Here is an 18,983-nt window from a genome sequence, read left to right as displayed (position 1 = left end):
TTTAACTGGGAGTTGTTTAAGTGCTTAAATTAATGAAACTAGAAATTAAGAAGTTTAAATTTGGTGGAACAATAAAAGGAGTTATAATTGCAAATTTAATTATGTTATTTATTTTATTTATGAGTCTATTGCAATCGAAAACCACTCATGATATAGCACTTAGAACGTATACTGATGTTTTTTTGACTACAGGTATTTTAGTAAGGGCTACTTTCTCAATTTTTGCAGCAGTATTGATTTCAAAATTAATAATTGATGAATACAAAAACAAAACAATAAACATTTTATTCACTTATCCAATAAACAGGGTAAAACTTATGGTAGCAAAATTAACTATTGTTTTAATATTCTCTTTTGTCGCTATGATAATCTCAAATTTTTTTTTGGATTCCAGTATGTTTATTTTAAATGTATTTGTGAATTTTATTCACGATCCTTTTAAAATTTATACTTTAGTAAAATCATTAACTAATATTCTTATATACTCAATTTCATTTTCCTTTATTAACCTAATTCCTGTATATATCGGTATGATTAAAAAATCAAGTTCAGCCACAATTGTATCTTCTATTATATTGGTAACTCTACTCAACAATGGCAATAGTCAAAATTCCTTAAGCTCCATTACCATAATTCCAATAATCCTTGCACTAATAGGAATTGTTGCTGCATATTTGTCCATAAAAGATGTAGAAAAATCAGATGTTACTAATTGCTAGATAAAATACCCAAAATAAAGGCTATAGATATTAGCCTACTTGAAGAAGGTAATATTAAGGAATACTTGGAATGAGTGGATTTATTGTTGTAGCTTCTGTTTGCTTATTAAAATTTAAAAAAATCGAGCATAACATAAGTTATACTCGATAAATTTTATAATGTTTCAGCATTGTCACCGTTAACCATTTTTAAATTTTCATAAAAATCTGTGACAGCTGTCGTAATATATGGTGTTAACCATAGGAATCCAATCCCCAAAGTAATTATACTCAATAAATACCAACCTATAAAACTAAAGTAAAGACAAAATAGTTGCCATTTATGCCCAATCATCATTTCTTTGCTTAATCTTATTGATTCTAAAGCTCCTATTTTAGGACTATCGTTTAAAATATAATTTGCCATGGAATATCTAAAAGATGCTATAATTCCTGGTACTATCAAAAGTAATGACCATAAAAAAACAAATATTCCTCTAACAATATTTAATAAAAGAGCAGAAGCAAAATTATTAAAACCGCTAAACATGTCTTCAATTTTAAATTCCTCACCTCTAACTAATTTCATAAAACAAAGAGTAACTCCAAGTGCCAATGCTCCACCAATTACTATCTCAACAATTGCTCCAATATATGGGATTGCTGATATTCCAAGCAATATTCCATATATAAGCGTTATTAAAACAGCTGGTGTCCAGTTTCCTCTTAACTGATTACGTGCCTCGCTTCTAAACTCATGACTTTTTTTGATTTGCAAAATATTCCCCCTATGAATCTAATGTGTTTATTTCGACATAATATTTACATTACATCCTAAATTGTATACTAAGTTCCATGTTTTTTCAACCTGTACGTAGTGAAAATTTAATTATATTCATAGTTGTGACTAATTAGCAACAAATTAATCGAACAATCTAACCTGCTGAATTTAACCCTTACTAATATCTGCGGATCATTATCTCTAAAAAAGTCTTTTCTTACTTTCATTTCCTTGGTCATAATCTGAAAATCACTATTTTCAGGATTTTTAAGTCTACAGCTGTATACTATAGGGAAATAAGTTCTTATAAATTTCCCTTCTGCTAGTGCTGTAAGTTCAATAATTGAAATTCAAGTTGCTTTGCTATAAAAAACACTGGATCAAGTGCATGATTACTGTTAAATTACCTGATTTTCCATATTTTTTCAATTAGCCTCTTGAATATTTTTAAGTATAAAGCGTATAATAAGAATCATAAAGGATATAACGATTGAGCAAAAAGTTTATAATGTTGGAAAAGATTCTATTACAGTTGTTTTAACAATTCTAATAGAATTCCAACTAATTTATTAATTAAATAAATTTATGCTTGGTCGAGCAGAACATATTTATATGTTATGACCTACTTAATTATAGTCTGATGATTATAATAAGGTAATAAGCTATAAATATTTGTGCTTGAAAATCGTTATATCCTTTTTATAGCTGGGACTGAAAAAAGTTTTAGCGAAATTAATAGGAAATAATCTAATTAACCTTAGATTATTTCCTATTTTACTTTTTTGAGTTTATTTATTGGCAATTTAATATTGCTTCTTCAAGTAAATTAAACGCAAAAGACAATTGTTCTTCATTAACGATAAGAGGCGGATGCCATGTTATGCAGTTTCCATTTGATAGTTTAAAAGATAAACCATTTTTCAAACAATAATAAAGCATTTTTTCACAAATTTCCTCATCTTTTTCCTTTGTAGTTCTATCCTTCACCATCTCAAAAGTTATTAATAGCCCTATTATTCTTATATCACCAATGCACTCATATTTTTCATAAAGCTTCTTTGAACATTTTAAGGCAAAAGTTGATTGTCTCCTACAATTTTCTAGAAGATTAAAATCATCCATATATTCAATAGTAGCAAGAATTGCTGCAGAGCCTAGTGCTGGTTTTTCATGAGTGTAGTGACCAAGTGAAATATCTTGTGCTAAATCATATTTTGATTTTGTAAGTATGCAAGCTTGTGGAATCACGCTACCTCCAAGTCCTTTGCCTAGCACAAGAATGTCAGGCTCCACATTGAAATTTTTGTGCACATAAAACTCCCCACTTCTACCCAGTGCTGTGGGAATCTCATCAAAAATCAATAAAATCTCATTATCATCACAAATCTGTCTTAACCTTTCAAAATACATTTGTGGCGGAATATGAGTATCTGTAGCTCTAACAGGTTCTAATAATATTGCACCTATTTCACCTTCATTTTTTATTATGTACTCCATATAATCCAAACAAAAGTTTGCAACTGCTTGCTTGTCAGAACTATGAATAAGATTTCTGTAGGCATTGTAGGCAATAGACCTTATGCACCCAGGCATAAGTGGTCCCATATCCTTTTTGAAAGTATATTCCCCACCAACAGAAATTGAATCAAGTCCTGCACCATGAAAAGATTCCCATAAAGAAATCACCTTATATTTTCCTGTAACCTTTCTAGCTATTTTAAGCGCAATTCCCACAGCTGCACCACCTGAAGGAGTAAACAATACCTTGTAATCTTTAGAAATTGTTTTATCAACTAAAGCTTTTGCTGCCTTAACAACAATTTCTGATGTATATCTTCTTGGTATAAATGATAGTTCATCCAGCTGATTTTTCACGGCTTTAATTACATATGGATTTTTATATCCAACTTGATGCACGCTATTACCATGAAAATCCAGATATTTTTTCCCGGATATATCCTCTATGTAACAACCCTCAGCCTTTGTTATAACATTCATACAAGGTGTAGACATGGATTGTTTTATAAAAAAGTTTTCATCCCTTTTTAATAAAACTTTGGTCTTTTCAGAGAGAGTATTAAAAAAATTTGAGCGAAGTGGTGTGAAATTCACGTCTCCTTCTCTATTTAAACCGGCTTTATTTTGCATTTGGTCTTCTACCTTCCTCTATGAACTCATTTATCTTTTTTATTAATTCAGGTAGTTCCTTCATTGTATTTATTGTGAAATCTGCCCCAGCGTCTAAAAAAGCTTGCTCTGTAACTTTTATAACCTCATTTTTCTTTATTTGTGGCAAATTCTGAAACTCCGCATAATTTAATCCCATTTGAGAACTTCCAACAACAACTCCTACAGACCAAACTCCTGCATTTAATCCTTCTTCTATATCTGACTTTGTATCTCCAACCTTTACAACCTTACAAGTAGCCGAAAGTTTTAAGGCTTCAATATTCCTATATATCATATAGGGAAAAGGCCTTCCACAAGAATTCGTAGCGTCTGGAGTTATCCAAAAATCCGGTTCATAGCCATACGTTTTAGCATTTTCCAAAACTACCTCTAACATTTTATCTGTATAACCCGTAGTTGAACCAATTTTCAAGCCACTACGTCTTAATGTATTAATTGTTTCTACAACATCCGGTAATGGTTCTGAAAACCTAGCCAGTGAACTTATAAGTAATGGTTCAAATTTTGAATACAAATCATATACATCTTCCTCATTAAAATTCCTACCGTACTTCTCTCTCCAGAGATCATTTATCCGTTTCATCTCTAGCATAGTCTTAATATGATCTATCTTGAGCATTCCCATAGGTTTTCTTGCTTCCTCCACTGTTACTTCAATGCCATTATCCATAAATACTTGTAAGAATACATTCACAGGTGCAAAACATCCAAAATCCACAGTGGTTCCTGCCCAATCTAAAATTATTCCTTCAACTCCACTCATGATTTTTTCCCTCCCATATAGTCACCTATTATCCCACACAATTTTTTAATATCTTCCTCGTAAATCTCCCCTATATTACCAATCCTAAAAGTATCCGTTTCGGTTAATTTACCTGGGTATAAAACATATCCTCTTTTCTTTACATAGTTATAGAAATCATTAAAATCAAATTCCAGGTTAGGGAAACGAAAAGTAGTTATAATTGGAGATTGAAGATTTTCTCTAATATATGGCTCAAAGCCCATGTATTTTAGCATTTTTCTTAGTATAAAATTATTGTTCTTATATCTTTCATTTCTTGCTAGAACTCCTCCCTCCTCAATCAATTCATCTATAGCCTTAGAAAAAGCAGCAACTACATGAGTAGGTGAGGTAAATCTCCATTTACCGTCATTGTCCATATACTTCCACTGATCGTATAAATCCAAACATAAACTTTTAGAATTTCCTTCACATTTAAGAAGTTTTTCTCTCCTGGCAATTACAAAACAAAAACCTGGTACCCCCTGAATGCACTTGTTGGCACTGCTAATCAAATAATCTATGCTCAGTTTTTGAACATCAATTGGTATTCCGCCAAAACTACTCATTGCATCTATAATTAATATTTTGCCATATTCTTTAGAAATTTTTGCAATGTCCTCAATTGGATTTAATATTCCTGTGGTTGTTTCACAATGAACCATAACAATATGAGTTATGGACTTATCCTTATTAAGAATATCTTTTATTTCATCTATTTCAAAAATCTTGTCATATTCTGTATGATAATTAACATAGTCAATTCCTATATATTTAGCCATAGTTATAATTCTTTCACCATAAGCTCCATTGCACACAATTAGTAGTTTATCCCCTTTGTTTATAACAGAGTTTAAAATAGACTCCACCCCAAAGCTTCCACTTCCTTGCATCAAAACAGATGTATACGTTTCTTCCGAAGCTCCTGCAATCTCCAATAATTGTTTTCTGATTTTCTGAGTGATAGCTTTATACTCATCATCCCAAGTACAGCGGTCAAAGAGCATTTGCTCTTTCACCTTTTTAGAAGTTGTAAGTGGTCCTGGTGTTAATAATTTGTATTCATTCATATTATTTTATCTCCAATTTCTTACATTATTTTGCTGATTTAAAAAAGTCTATATGTTTTTGTAAAAGCTCCACTGTTAATGGCTGTGAGAATTTTTTAGAATTACTTGGTTTATTTAAATTACTAATATTTTCACCTTTATACAATGCTACAGGATAGGTTTTTATAAGATCACCTCTTGCTTTAGTAATAATAATTTTTGCCATTTCCTGTGCTAATTTTGTCGTAGCACTGTCACTTTTTTTAACTACTGCTATGGACTCTGTAAGAGAATAATTGCCTTCAATTGGATCTACATAATCTATTGGCTTACCAGATACTTTATCTTGTACTGCCTGATGACGAAGACCAAACCCTACTGCCACTTCTCCAACTCTTACTTTTTCTATTGGACCTGACCCTCCAGCTTCAAGATTCGCACCACAATTCACAATAATATTATGAAGGATGTCCTTGCCTTCAGTCTCACCGTACTGACTTATTATAGCTTGAACCATAAGCCAACCTGTGGATGAACTCATTATATTTGGTATAGAAACTAGACCTTTATACTCAGCTTTAGATAAATCCTTAAGAGATGTGGGCATAGTTAATCCTTTTTCTTTCATAACCTGTGTATTTAAAAATATTGAACCTGTATTTGCAAGTATTGGTGTATAAAAAGAAGGATATTTTTCTATGGCGTTTGTAGTAAAATCTAAATTTTCGTACATATTATTTTTCTTCTGTGAACTATCAATATAAAAAGAACTCATAGTAATTAAATTTGCTTGAATCTTATCTCCTTCAAGCATGAGCTTACCGCCAAGTTCAGAAGTTCCAAATGATTTCAATACATATTTATCACTATACCCTGCAGTATTTAAGCTCTTCTCCATTGCTTGCACCGCTTCCACATCTGCATTTGTATAAATTACAACTTTTTGAGCCTTAGTACTAGAACATCCTGATAACCCTACTAAAGTAAAACAAATAACTAAAATAGAAACAAATATCAAATTTTTTTTCATGTTATAATCTCTCCCTGTTTGACTGAATTTTTTTATTTGCTAGTTCGCAGCAAATTTTAATAATAATATTTGTTAGAAAAACAATAATTGACAAGATGAATATTTGATTATAATCCTCAAAGTGCTGAAGTTCTTGTATTTTGCTAGTTATGACAGAAGTTGTTGCACCAACAAGAAATATAATTGCACTAATTGTAACCATGGAATTAATAAAATAGTATCCAAACATCTCAATTATTGTAGATATGGAATTGGGAATTATAACTCTAATGATTGTTTTAATCCACGTATCTCCCATTAACTCTCCTGTAGTTTCAAAAGCTGGATTTATTTTTGAAAGTGAGTTTTTTGCCATTAAATATGGTGTAGTAAATAGATGAATGATATTACAAATAATAATTATGGTAAATGTTTCTTTTAAATCACTATTATTAAAAAACATTAGGTAAGCAATTCCTAGTACCATTCCAGGCACACTATTTGTGATCATAGAAAAAACATCGATACTTTTTGTAACTTTTTTACTAAGATTAGTTCTAACATTTATTAAGGCTGAAACATATGAAATTACTACGCCAAGTACCGATGAAATAATAGCAACATATAATGAATTTACATAAACCTCTTTTATTTGCCCCGTGGTAAACATTTGGAATATAAATTTGGTAGTAAATCTCATATCATAGGGATAATTAACAACAAAAGGAGCTATAAACATCACTAGAAATACAGATACAATTGAAATTATCGTTAATATAGAAATGCTAGCAAAACTTATATCTCGGAATTTGTTTTTAACTATCTCAGTTTTTGAAAACTTGTCATAATGAAAATTAAATTTTTCTAAATAGTTTAAAAATACAATACCTATAATAGATGGAACAAGCATTATAAGTGCAATGGCTGAACCACTATTAAAATTTGGTATAGATCCTAACATAACTTGATATAACATAGTGGATAAAACATTATAAGTTCCTTGTAGTGATGTAGGTATTCCAAAATCCGTAAAGCTCAGCATAAATGTTAAAACAAATGCTCCTCCTAAAGTACCTATAAGTGGATGAATTATGGTATTTATAAAACTTCTCAAAAAGTTGTCACCCATAAGCTTTGAAACAACCATGAATTTTTTATCAATATATCCAAATGAATTATTTACTAAAAGAAAAGCAAAAGGCACAGTGTATATAATGTAACCAAGTAACAACCCATTAAAACCATAAATATCAAACATTTGTCTTCCCAAAATTTTTGTTAATAATCCCTGTTTACCAAATGAATATATAATAACAAACCCATAGGTGATTGTAGGCAGAAGCATCGGAACTGATATTCCCACTTTTATTATTGCATTTATAGGTTTTAAAATATTTGTACAATTTACTGCATAAGCCAAAATAAAAGCCAATATTGTTGTTATTAAAGCTGCCACTACTGAAACTTGAATGCTATTTTGGGTTGCCGTATAAATTTCCTTATTGTGAAGCAAAGGAATAAAACTACTTAGCGAATTCCTCAAAAGTACAACTAAAGGTGCAAAAAGAAAGACCATGAAAAATAATGCTATCACTGTAAAAATAATTTTTATCTCTAATTTTTTATTATGCATAACACTCTCCAAACAAATTGTAAATATTATCTCGTTTTATTTGTAATTGATGCACTATAAATTCTTCCACAAAACTATTATTAGGTTTATTAATAACCTCCTTAGGTGTGCCATACTGAGATATAATGCCCTTGTCTATAATCAATACCTTATGAGAAATTGTCAAAGCTTCCTCTGGGTCATGGGTGACAATAATCGTCGTAATCTTGTACTTTTGAGTAATTGCTTTAATTCTATCTTTAATTGTTTCTTTTATTACTCCATCCAGTGCACTTAAAGGTTCATCTAAAAGTAGGATTTTAGGTTTTGTTACCAGAGTTCGAGCTAATGCTACCCTTTGTTTTTGACCACCTGACAGTTGCTCTATCTTTTTAGATAAATGTGGTCTAAGTTCTAAAAAATCTATAATATCCTCGAGTTCTTCCTTGCTTAATAAATCAGGCTTATTTTTAAGTCCATAAACAATATTTTTATAAGCATTTAAATTAGGGAAAAGTGCATAATCTTGAAATACAATATTAAATCCTCGTTTTTTCATAGGTACTTTACTTATATCTGTTCCATTATAAATAATTGAACCACTATCCATAGGTACTAGCCCTAAGATTATATTTAATAATGTGGTTTTCCCACTTCCACTAAGACCTAGCATTGAAACTATTTCACCCTCTTCTATTTGAAGACTTATTCCATCAAGCACAAGCCTTCCTCCAAATGTTTTTTTAATATTTTTCAGTTCTAACATTTTTCACCTCCACTGATTTACTACTCCATAAGTATAATCCACAGGTCCTGGATTTATATTATGATTGGGTTAATTGTATGTAAATCATTGCTATGTGTTTACAATATCATGACAATATTATTACCATATATATTCAAACCTTAACAATATGGGCTTGAATATTATCACCATTTATGATAATATTGGTATATTAAATTAGACAAAATCATAATTAAATAGGGTGGTTTATATGTTACCAAGTGAAAGGCAAAAAAAGTTTTTAGACTTATTATCCATTAAAGATGTAATTGCCATATCTGATTTTATGGAAGAATTCAGTATATCCATTGAAACAGTAAGAAGAGACTTATCCATTTTAGAAAAGCAGGGTAAAATAGAAAAGGTATATGGTGGTGCAAAACTAAAAAAGCCATTACTAAGTGAACCTGCCATGGAAGAAAGAATGGTACATAAATTAAAAGAAAAAGATTTGATTGGTAAAAAGTGTAGCGAATTAATCAATGATGGAGATTGTATTTTTATTGATAGTGGTTCCACCACATACCATATTGCAAAATATATTAGAAACAAAAAAAATCTCACAATTATAACTAATTCTATCGCCGTAGTAAATGAATTAATAACTACTGATTTTGAGATAATCATAATCGGAGGTAAAATACGACAGGAAGAACGTTCTGTTGTAACCTATGACTATATCTTCAACTTCTCAGAGCTTAACATACAAAAAAGCTTTATTTGTGCTGGTGGCATAACAGCTGAAAATGGTATTTCAGATTTTAATATGCAAGAAGTAGTTACAAGAAAAAAGATAATTGAAAGGTCAAAAACAATTTATGTAGCAGCTGACAGTAGTAAATTTGGACGAGACGTAATGATAAGCATAGCACCCTTAGATAAAATAGACTTTATTATCACAGACTCTTCTTTAAGCAAAAATTTAATAAATAGTTTCAAAAAATCTAAGACCTTATTAATATTAGCTAGCAAAGAGGGATAAAAATTCATTTTATTCATTCCTCCTTACAAAAAAAATTCTAGCAAATTAAATAACCGTTTTGTCATTTTTAATTATTTCTCTATTATTTTATGATAATGACAATCTTGCTTGAAGTTTGGTGGTATTTTATTTAAGTGAATTTCAAATTCATCAAATATAAAATAATCCACAATTAGTTTTGTTCTCCTTGACTACAGAAATTGCATCTAACTTTGTAAGAATATCTACTTGCCCCATGACATATCTCCCCCATAATCAATTAATCAAATTTATATTAGAGTTTAACTTCACAAAAATAAAGCATACCGATATTATATATCATCATGCTTTAAATTTCCATAATAGGCTTATAATTCTTATAATAATATGATTTCTACGCGCTTCAGGTAAATATATAAATACCTAATAAAACTATAGTTGTTGCTGCAAATCCAATTGTTTTCCAATATCTATAAAATGCTGCTTCTCCAATTCCATATATTGAAAATATAATTAATGAACTTAGCATTACTAAATCGAAGTATCTATGAGTCACATATGAAATTAAACCAACCACAAAAAACATAATACCAACTAACAGCATACAAATAACTTTAATCATCATTTCTTTATCCGTAGCATTATGAGGTAACTCCTGATGTTGCTTCCTTGCTAGGGTTATTCCATTTTTTTTAATCAAGTATTGTACATTTGTTATGATTTGTCCTGCACCAAATGCTAGCAAAAGCGCTCTAAATATTTCTTGTTTCCAAGTCATGTGTTATCTCCTCCTTTGATAAACTGAGTTCTTGGCATCTTTGATGGTTAGAACTCTTTATTCAGGGGCGTATCCATGGGATAAATTGCTTATAATTTTCCTAAGGGCATCGTATAATACTTGTGTATTATCATCACTTAATCCCACCAAAGCTTCTTTGTTAATTCTTTATTTCAAACGTTCATTTCAAACTCTCTTTTACTTTTTTAATATATTGTAATTTTTGAGAAACATCTTTTTCATAACCTTGATCAGTTGGAATGTAGTAATGTTTATCCTTAAGATTGTCCGGTAGACACTGCATATTTGTTAGTTTTTCATCTGCATTATGGGCATACTCATAACCTTTGCCATAACCAATATCAGCCATAAGGCTTGTTGACGCATTTCTTAAATGTAAGGGTACTCCTTCAGAAACAGTGTTTTGCACATCATGTTTTGCTCTTTCATACGCAATGTAAAGTGAATTTGATTTCGGAGCCATGGCAAGATATATGACTGCTTGAGTAAGATTCACCGTGCATTCAGGCATTCCTATATAGTGAGAAGCTTCATAGGCAGCTATTGTTATTTGTAATGCTACAGGATCAGCAATTCCAACATCTTCAGATGCGAAACGTATTAATCTTCTTGCTACATAAAGTGGATCCTCGCCACCCTCTAACATTCTTGCTAACCAATAAACTGAAGCATCAGGGTCACTATTTCTCATTGATTTATGGAGGGCTGAAATAATATTATAGTGTTCTTCACCTTTTTTATCATATAGTAGAACTTTTTTATTAAAACATTCTTCGATTATTTCTTTTTGTATATTGATTTTTCCTGCGATCATTGGTGTTGTAGTAACAGCTAGCTCCAATACATTAAGTGCAGTTCTTGCATCACCACTAGAGAATTTTGCTATCATTTTAAGCAATGAAATATCAATACTTATAGGTAATCCTTTATAACCTCTTTCATCTGAAAATACATTTTTTAAAAGTTTTACAATATCTTCAACATTCAAAGCTTTTAATACAAATACCTTTGAACGCGATAAAAGTGCAGAATTGACCTCAAAGGATGGATTTTCTGTAGTAGCACCTATTAAAATGATACTTCCTTTTTCCACATAAGGCAGAAAAACATCCTGTTGTGATTTATTGAAACGGTGGAGCTCATCCACAAAAAGAAGGGTTCTTATTCCCAAGTGCTTACTTGTTTCTGCTTTCACCATAACTTCCTTTATTTCCTTTATTCCTGAAGCTACAGCACTAAATGTTATAAATTCTGCACGAGTAATTTTCGCAATAATAAAGGCTAAAGTAGTTTTACCAACACCTGGTGGTCCCCAAAAAATCATTGAGGTAAGAGTATCCGTTTCAATTAAATTTCTAAGTAACTTACCTTTACCTAAAATTTCTTCTTGACCAACATATTCATCTAAGCTCCTCGGACGCACTCTATCTGCCAAAGGAGATTTATAAGCTAATTTATCAAACATTGAGTTTTGCATAAAATCCATTCTAACACCTTCTATTGAAATAGAAAGTACATAGATTTTTTGTAATAAAATCTATGTACTTTCCCTTATTTTATTATTCAAAACATAAACCAAATGATTATTACTTTTCGCTTTTCACGTATGCTTTTATAATTTCAGCTATATACATAGTATGATAATCGTTGTCTGTATAGCTTTGATCAATAAGTGCATGAACATCAAAGTTTTCTGGTTTTAGCTCTGTATGATAAAGCTTTCTGCATATTAGCACAACTTTAGCCTCTTCAAAATATGGAGTGTTCTCCTGAAATTCCACCGTAAGCTTACTCTCTTTTATTTTATCCTCATCTCTTCCTGATACACTTCCAAGTAGATTAAGAGCTGCTCGATATTTTTCATCATATACTGTTAGTGAAAATGTATCTTCTCTATCTATAAATTCTTTTGTATAACGTTGTGGTCTAATGTAAATAGTAGCTACATTTTTGTTCCATATTATTCCGAGTCCTCCCCAACTAGCAGTCATGGCATTGACCTTTTCTTTATTTCCTGCGGCTACTACTAACCATTCTTTTCTAATTGTTGTAAAAGGATTTAAATTTAAATCTGCTACTTTTATTTCTTTTAATGTCATAATGTTTCCCTCCCATTTTTAAGTGATACTATCTTTATCACTAATAAAATTTTATGCTTCTTTAATGTTAATCAATACAATAATCATACCACTTTTTAGATTTATATCATATTTTTATCTTTATTATTTTTAAGTACATAGAATTATTACTTTAATAAGTATACCCTAGCCTCGTATGGTCTTAATAAAAAATCACAAAACTCGTGATCTTTAACCTGGTAATTACTTATTAATAATTCTGCTTTTTCATACTCCAAATTTTTCTCTAATTTAAATTCAATCTCAGCCTCATAAAAATTAAGTACAACTAATAATTTCTCATCATTATAGCTTCTTGTATATGCAAATATACTCTCATGGTCTAAAAGCAAAATGTCTATATCCCCATAAACTATTACCTCATGTTCTTTTCTAAGTTTAATCAATTTTTGATAGTAGTAAAATACCGAATTTTTATCTTCTAACGCACTTGCCACATTTATCTCACTATAATTAGAATTCACCTTTATCCATGGCGTAGCTTTTGAAAAGCCTGCATTTATAGAATTATCCCATTGCACTGGCGTTCTAGCATTATCTCTTCCTTTTGCATAAATTGACTTTAGTAATACATCTTTAGGTACTCCCTGCTGTGATTTTTCTTTAAACATATTTTGAATTTCTATATCCTTGTAATCATCAACATTTTTAAATTTAACATTGGTCATGGCTATTTCTTCACCTTGATATATATATGGAGTTCCCTGCCATGTATGAATAAATGTTGCAAGCATCTTTGCAGACTGAGTTCTATATTCTCCATCATTACCGAACCGTGAAACTAATCTTGGCTGATCATGATTATTTAAAAATAATGAATTCCACCCCTTGTCTTTTAGTGCATCATACCATTTATACATTATGTTTTTGAAGGTAGTTAGCTTCCAAGCAGTAACGTCCCATTTACCGCCATCTCCAGAATCTATGTCCATAAGTTCAAATTGAAATAACATATTTAATTCATTTCTATCTTCATTCACATAAAGTTGTGCAATTTCAGGGGTAATACCTGGTGTTTCCCCTACAGTCATAATATCATATTTACTTAAAACTTTTCTGTTCATCTCTTGCAGATACTCATGTACTCTTGGTCCATTAGCTGTAAATGGAAAACTATTGCCGTAAAGATCTTTTTCTGCTTTTTCACCATCTGGAAGTTCTGGTACCTTTGAAATAAAATTAATAACATCCATCCTATAACCATCTATTCCTTTGTCCAGCCAAAATTTCATCATATCATATACTTCATTTCTCACTTTTACATTTTCCCAATTTAGATCCGGCTGTTTTTTTGAAAACAAATGCAGATAATACTGCTTTGTTTTCTCATCAAACTCCCAAGATGAACCACTGAAAAAAGATTCCCAATTATTCGGAAGATTTTCACCTTTTCCATCTTTCCATATATAATAATCTCTATAAGGATTGTCCTTAGATTTTCTACTCTTAGCAAACCATTCATGCTCATCTGAAGTATGATTTACTACCAAATCCATTATTAATTTAAGTCCTCTTGTATGCATCTCTTTCAATAATTCATTAAAATCCTCTTCTGTTCCAAATTCTTTCATAACTCGTCTGTAATTACTAATATCATAACCATTATCATCGTTTGGCGATTGATAAATTGGAGATAACCATATAATATTAACACCTAACTCCTTTAAGTAATCTAATTTTTCAATTATACCCTTTAAATCCCCTACTCCATCTCCGCTAGAATCCTTAAAACTCCTTGGATAAATTTGATATACTACTCCCTCTTTCCACCAAGTTTTTTTCATTTTTATTTCCCCTCCATCTAATTTATTTAAGCATAAGTATGTATGCCATTATTTTAAATTCATGATTCTATATGACTTGTATTAATCTTAATCTTTATCCTCTACTATGTAAACCATATCACAGCGGAAAGTTATGAAATAATATATCTCTATTGGAAAACTTGGAATTAATACACATACACATAAAAATTCGCAATAAATCCATTGATGGCTTTATTGCGAATTTTAGATATTTTAATATTTAATTTTAAAGATGGGCTGACACTAATTAACTGTTAATCACTACTTTGTAGTCATTAAACCAATTATTTTTTTGAATATGCCTTATATACCCAGTACTACCAATATACCAAACACAATCCTTTTTAATAGCGTTATAATAAAAATTGCTATTAATGGTGAAAAATCAATCATCATATTAGTAAAAAATCTTTCCTGAATCTTTCTACCAGGTAGGAGAAAGGGATTAGTAACTTTGTGTAATAATTCTATATATTGATTTGTACGGTTAGCATAAACCCAAGATAAAACCACTTCTAATATTATTGCATAATAAAGCACATTAAAAATCATGTTAATTAAGCTAATCATATTTTTTGTCCTCCCAAATTCCAGTAATCCATTTGATTTATATCTTTTCTTTATTATAGCAGACATTTGCTAAATATCTAGCTTATATTTACATCATAGATGATGTATTTAACTTTAAAGTCGAATGTGAGCCTTTAAAATCGAAAATATTATACCCTAATGATTTCAATATTTGATGAAATCAATTCAAATTGTTGTTCTTTAATATTTGTGTCAGTTATTAAATGATCAATTTGATCGAAAGACGCAAACCTATAGAGACCATCTATATTCAATTTGGAACTATCAGTTACTAGAACAACTTTTTTAGAATTCGTGATAATCCTCTGTTTAACTTCAAGTTCTCTATAAGATCGTGCGCAAGGACCATCTGAACGAAATCCATCACAACCTATAAATGCTATATCAGCCTGTATACTTTCAATAGCATTAGTTGCCCAATAGCCAACAAATGACATACTCTTTTTTCGTAATTCCCCACCAGTTACAAGAAGTTGGTTTTTAGTGTTCTCTAAAGCTTGTGCTACAATTAATGAGGTTGTAATAATTACTAAATCACTTTTAAGATTCAATAACTTAGCAATTTGTAGAACCGTAGTTCCAGAATCTAAAATAACAACAGCTTTTTCTGGTATCATTTGGGCTGCCTTTTGAGCAATTCTAAATTTTACCTCTATATTTTTCAACAATTTATCATCAAAGTAAGACTCTAAATAATTAGTGGCTATAATAGCACTACCATGACCTTTATTAATAATATTATCTTTTTCTAAACTTAAAGGTTTAACCAATATGTTCACCCCACTTAAAATTATAATATAATTATAAAATAAATTTTTCTATTTCTAAAGCTACTCCATCATTCTGTACAGAGCCTGTAACCTTGGTCGCGTAACTTTTAACAAAATCATCTGCATTTCCCATAGCTATTCCACATCCTACTATGGATAACATCTCGATATCATTTTTTCCATCACCAAATGCATAGCTATTTTCTATTGGAATGTTTAAGCGCTCCAGTATTTTTAATATTCCTGAAGCTTTTGTGTTTGCCTTTGAACATAATTCGAAAGATTTTTCTTCCATATTGTAAGTATGGTAAATACCCCCATTCCCTAATGATACACAATAATCTATTCCTTTTCTATCATTACATAACATTTCTATTTTATATGTGTCTATATTTTCAAGGTTATAATTACCTTTTAAATATTTTTTAGATATGCTATAAGAATCATAGAATGAATGTAATCTTTTATATTCATCCTTAATATATGAATATTTTTCACCCTGTAATATATATTGAATATTAAGCTGTTCAAAATTGTATGTAATCTCTTTTATAAAATCCTTTTTAATAGATTCTTTATATATGCATTTTTCATTTACTTTTACATAGGCGCCATTAGTAAATATAAAACCATCAAACCCAAAATTACGTATAGCTTCATTTAGAAAAGCATACGGTCTACCTGTTGCAATAAAAACATAATCCCCGTTTGTTTTTAGCGCACCTATAGCCTTTTTTACTCTATGGGTCATATCTGTCAATCCATTTAAACAGTCTATTATTGTTCCATCTATATCAAAAAATACTGCCTTTTTCATAATTTTTGCTCCCCCTCAATATTAATTCATTCTCATTCGCTACTGTTTGATATCATTTTATTCCGTTTATTGCTTATTGTCAATTGATTTAATTGCATTTTCATATTATAATTGTTAGAATAGAAGTAAATGAGAATAAAGTGAGATTTGGAGGAAGTTATGTTTATGGAAGAAAGGCACACGCATATTTTGGATTTATTAGAAAAGGACGGAAAAGTGTTAGTAAAAAATTTAAGTGTACAATTTCAAGTAAGTGAAAGTATGATTCGAAAAGATCTTCATGTTTTGGAGAAAAATAACCTATTACAACGTACTTATGGTGGCGCTATTATCCTAAAACGTACTATAGTAAATGCTGAAGCTTTATTTAATCGAATTGAAAAAGATACAGACTTGAAAGAAATCATAGCAAAAAAAGCCTACGAACTAGTCAGAGATGATGATACAATCTTTTTAGATGCATCAAGTATTTCCTATTTCCTTGCAAAGTTACTTATACAAAATGGTAAAAATATTACCTTAATTACAAATATGGTTGAAATATCATCAATGATTCATTCAGATTTAAAATTGCATGTTATCTTTATAGGAGGAGATTATAATGCTTATGTAGGCGGGAATGTGGGTTTTCATTCTATTGAACAAATTAAACTTTATCGTTGTAATAAATCTTTTATAGGATGTAGTGGAATAGATCTTATATCTGGAAGTATTAGTACCAGTATGTCTGAGGATGCAGGTACTAAAAAAGCAATTATGAGTATATCTAAAGAATTATATCTAATGGCACCAAATGAGAGATTCAATCTAGATGGAATCTTCATTTTTTCAAATATAACAGACTTTAATAGTATTATTACGGAAACTGATCCCAATAATACTATAGTGACTTTGCTTAATCAATACGATGTAAATGTAATTTAGAACCTTTACAATCAACATTCCACCATTTGTATATAACAATTTTCAAATCTTGTATAATACCTAACTAATACAAACTATTAGGTTATTATTTTTAGGTTCAAGAACTTATTTAACATATCCATAAGTTCTTGTATAACCTCAAATCTAAGATCACATGAGACCTTCTTTGCAGCAAATTTCCAACATCCATGTAAAATTAGCTATATGACTGTACTTAACTTTATATCCTAACTGCTGCGCATATTTCTTCATTTCTTCGATGTCTGTATAATATTCATCCTCAATTATGCCCCATAAATCCTCTCTACCCTTTTGAATCAAATATTCCTTTTCCTTGAGCCTCTCTTTATTGTTTAGAAACATTAGATCCGCTATAATAATTGTTCCACCTATTTTTAAGTATCCCATTAATAAATTTATTGCTTTCTGCTTTTCTACAAAATTCAAATGATGAAATGCAAAGGTTGAAGTAACAACATCGAATTCATTTTTTATAAAAGGTTCCTCTAAAAAGTTACCTAGCCTCAATTTAATATTAGGATATTTAACTCTAGCTTTTAAAAGCATTTCTACGCTTTGATCAACCCCTGTGTATTCCACGTTTTGACCCGTTTTCCCATAGAGATTTCCTGTGCCACATCCAATATCGATCACTTTTTCAGCCTTATGTTTAGATACTAATTTACTTACACCTTCTAATACCAAATCATAATTTTCAAAAAGATTTAAGTCACCACCCACATTCGCCTTAATTGAATCATCATAATTCGTAGCCCATGAATCAAAACCCCATTTATCCATCCAATTACTTCTTTTTTCTTTGTTTCCACTAAGGCATCTATCTATTTTATTGAAATAATCACTGTAATCTGTAACTCTATCTGAATTTAATGCTTCATTGACACTTTGCTCCAGCGTATTTTTAATATTTTTTAACTCATTAATTTTATTATCCACAGCTTTTAGCTGAAGATCTAGCCCATGTATTATTTTGTATTCATCAAATTTTTTAGCTAACAGCTCCTTAATATTCTTTAATGGTATCCCCATCTCCTTTAAAAGAATTAACTGCCTTAGTTTTAATATATTCTCCTCATTGTAGTTTCTATAGTTGTTCTCCTCACGATTTGGAACTATGATATCTAAATCCTCATATATTCTTAATGCTTTTGGAGAAATGCTAAATTGATTGCAAACTTTTTTTGTATTCATGTAAAATCACCTCTATAACAATATAAACCCTGCCCCTTGGGCAAGGTCAATAGTAAAGT

The 18,983-nt window shown here is 30.2% G+C and carries 18 protein-coding genes; 3 read left to right on the top strand and 15 right to left on the bottom strand.

The annotated features are described in order from the left end of the window. The first annotated feature begins 20 nt into the window (after nucleotides 1-20). Entirely contained in the window at nucleotides 21-719 is a 699-nt protein-coding gene (locus BR66_RS0121580) for an ABC transporter permease (protein ID WP_026884775.1), read from the top strand. A 154-nt stretch (nucleotides 720-873) separates the two neighbouring features. On the opposite strand, the gene BR66_RS0121575 is transcribed toward BR66_RS0121580, so the two are convergent. The 7 genes from BR66_RS0121575 to BR66_RS0121545 all read right to left on the bottom strand — a co-directional run bounded on the left by BR66_RS0121575 (nucleotide 874) and on the right by BR66_RS0121545 (nucleotide 8,889). Beyond that, on the bottom strand, nucleotides 874-1,476 hold the full coding sequence (locus BR66_RS0121575; RefSeq protein ID WP_242841202.1) for a DUF975 family protein: 603 nt from the start codon (nucleotides 1,474-1,476) through the stop codon (nucleotides 874-876). A gap of 795 nt (nucleotides 1,477-2,271) precedes the next feature. Beyond that, nucleotides 2,272-3,627, bottom strand: coding sequence for a (R)-1-hydroxy-2-aminoethylphosphonate ammonia-lyase (gene pbfA, locus BR66_RS0121570; RefSeq protein WP_026884773.1), 1,356 nt, complete (start codon nucleotides 3,625-3,627; stop codon nucleotides 2,272-2,274). Beyond that, a complete protein-coding gene (gene phnX / locus BR66_RS0121565; RefSeq protein WP_026884772.1) occupies nucleotides 3,617-4,432 on the bottom strand; it encodes a phosphonoacetaldehyde hydrolase in 816 nt (271 codons plus the stop codon). Before phnX ends, pbfA begins: the two co-directional genes overlap by 11 nt. Next, a complete protein-coding gene (gene phnW, locus BR66_RS0121560) occupies nucleotides 4,429-5,523 on the bottom strand; it encodes a 2-aminoethylphosphonate--pyruvate transaminase (RefSeq protein WP_026884771.1) in 1,095 nt (364 codons plus the stop codon). The genes phnX and phnW overlap by 4 nt, the downstream gene beginning before the upstream one ends. A 25-nt stretch (nucleotides 5,524-5,548) precedes the next feature. Then, nucleotides 5,549-6,532, bottom strand: coding sequence for an ABC transporter substrate-binding protein (locus BR66_RS26545; protein ID WP_026884770.1), 984 nt, complete (start codon nucleotides 6,530-6,532; stop codon nucleotides 5,549-5,551). Nucleotide 6,533: 1 nt separating this feature from the next. Next, the gene (locus BR66_RS26540; RefSeq protein WP_026884769.1) at nucleotides 6,534-8,144 is read right to left on the bottom strand and encodes an ABC transporter permease; all 1,611 of its coding nucleotides are present in this window, start codon (nucleotides 8,142-8,144) and stop codon (nucleotides 6,534-6,536) included. Continuing rightward, complete coding sequence (locus BR66_RS0121545; protein ID WP_026884768.1) at nucleotides 8,137-8,889, bottom strand: ABC transporter ATP-binding protein; 753 nt, start codon at nucleotides 8,887-8,889, stop codon at nucleotides 8,137-8,139. The genes BR66_RS26540 and BR66_RS0121545 overlap by 8 nt, the downstream gene beginning before the upstream one ends. A gap of 229 nt (nucleotides 8,890-9,118) precedes the next feature. On the opposite strand from BR66_RS0121545, the gene BR66_RS0121540 reads away from it, so the two are divergent. Further along, nucleotides 9,119-9,889 (top strand): DeoR/GlpR family DNA-binding transcription regulator, encoded by a 771-nt coding sequence (locus BR66_RS0121540; RefSeq protein ID WP_026884767.1) that lies wholly within the window; start codon nucleotides 9,119-9,121, stop codon nucleotides 9,887-9,889. Nucleotides 9,890-10,271: 382 nt separating this feature from the next. Here BR66_RS0121540 and BR66_RS0121530 read toward each other — a convergent pair whose 3' ends face one another. From BR66_RS0121530 to BR66_RS0121500, 7 genes are all read right to left on the bottom strand, one after another. Continuing rightward, a complete protein-coding gene (locus tag BR66_RS0121530) occupies nucleotides 10,272-10,646 on the bottom strand; it encodes a hypothetical protein (protein WP_026884766.1) in 375 nt (124 codons plus the stop codon). 181 nt (nucleotides 10,647-10,827) lie between these two features. Next, nucleotides 10,828-12,153 (bottom strand): replication-associated recombination protein A, encoded by a 1,326-nt coding sequence (locus BR66_RS0121525; protein WP_026884765.1) that lies wholly within the window; start codon nucleotides 12,151-12,153, stop codon nucleotides 10,828-10,830. A gap of 100 nt (nucleotides 12,154-12,253) precedes the next feature. Further along, the gene (locus BR66_RS0121520; protein WP_026884764.1) at nucleotides 12,254-12,766 is read right to left on the bottom strand and encodes a flavin reductase family protein; all 513 of its coding nucleotides are present in this window, start codon (nucleotides 12,764-12,766) and stop codon (nucleotides 12,254-12,256) included. 146 nt (nucleotides 12,767-12,912) lie between these two features. Further along, nucleotides 12,913-14,589 carry a glycoside hydrolase family 13 protein gene (locus BR66_RS0121515; protein WP_026884763.1) on the bottom strand — a complete coding sequence of 559 codons (1,677 nt, stop codon included), beginning with the start codon at nucleotides 14,587-14,589 and terminating at the stop codon, nucleotides 12,913-12,915. A 324-nt stretch (nucleotides 14,590-14,913) separates the two neighbouring features. Then, complete coding sequence (locus tag BR66_RS0121510; protein ID WP_026884762.1) at nucleotides 14,914-15,180, bottom strand: YggT family protein; 267 nt, start codon at nucleotides 15,178-15,180, stop codon at nucleotides 14,914-14,916. A 149-nt stretch (nucleotides 15,181-15,329) separates the two neighbouring features. Then, complete coding sequence (locus BR66_RS24505) at nucleotides 15,330-15,971, bottom strand: DeoR/GlpR family DNA-binding transcription regulator (protein WP_051624343.1); 642 nt, start codon at nucleotides 15,969-15,971, stop codon at nucleotides 15,330-15,332. Between the two features lie 31 nt (nucleotides 15,972-16,002). After that, nucleotides 16,003-16,788, bottom strand: coding sequence for an HAD family hydrolase (locus BR66_RS0121500; RefSeq protein WP_026884761.1), 786 nt, complete (start codon nucleotides 16,786-16,788; stop codon nucleotides 16,003-16,005). A gap of 159 nt (nucleotides 16,789-16,947) precedes the next feature. Here BR66_RS0121500 and BR66_RS0121495 point away from each other — a divergent pair, with 159 nt between their 5' ends. Beyond that, entirely contained in the window at nucleotides 16,948-17,712 is a 765-nt protein-coding gene (locus BR66_RS0121495) for a DeoR/GlpR family DNA-binding transcription regulator (RefSeq protein ID WP_026884760.1), read from the top strand. 150 nt (nucleotides 17,713-17,862) lie between these two features. Here BR66_RS0121495 and BR66_RS0121490 read toward each other — a convergent pair whose 3' ends face one another. Then, the gene (locus tag BR66_RS0121490; protein ID WP_026884759.1) at nucleotides 17,863-18,924 is read right to left on the bottom strand and encodes a MerR family transcriptional regulator; all 1,062 of its coding nucleotides are present in this window, start codon (nucleotides 18,922-18,924) and stop codon (nucleotides 17,863-17,865) included. Nucleotides 18,925-18,983 lie beyond the last annotated feature (59 nt).

It is taken from the genome of Clostridium akagii DSM 12554 (assembly GCF_000686725.1).
GTDB lineage: Bacteria > Bacillota > Clostridia > Clostridiales > Clostridiaceae > Clostridium_I > Clostridium_I akagii.
Note: the sequence above shows the minus strand (reverse complement) of the source record. Positions and strands in the feature narration are given on the sequence as shown.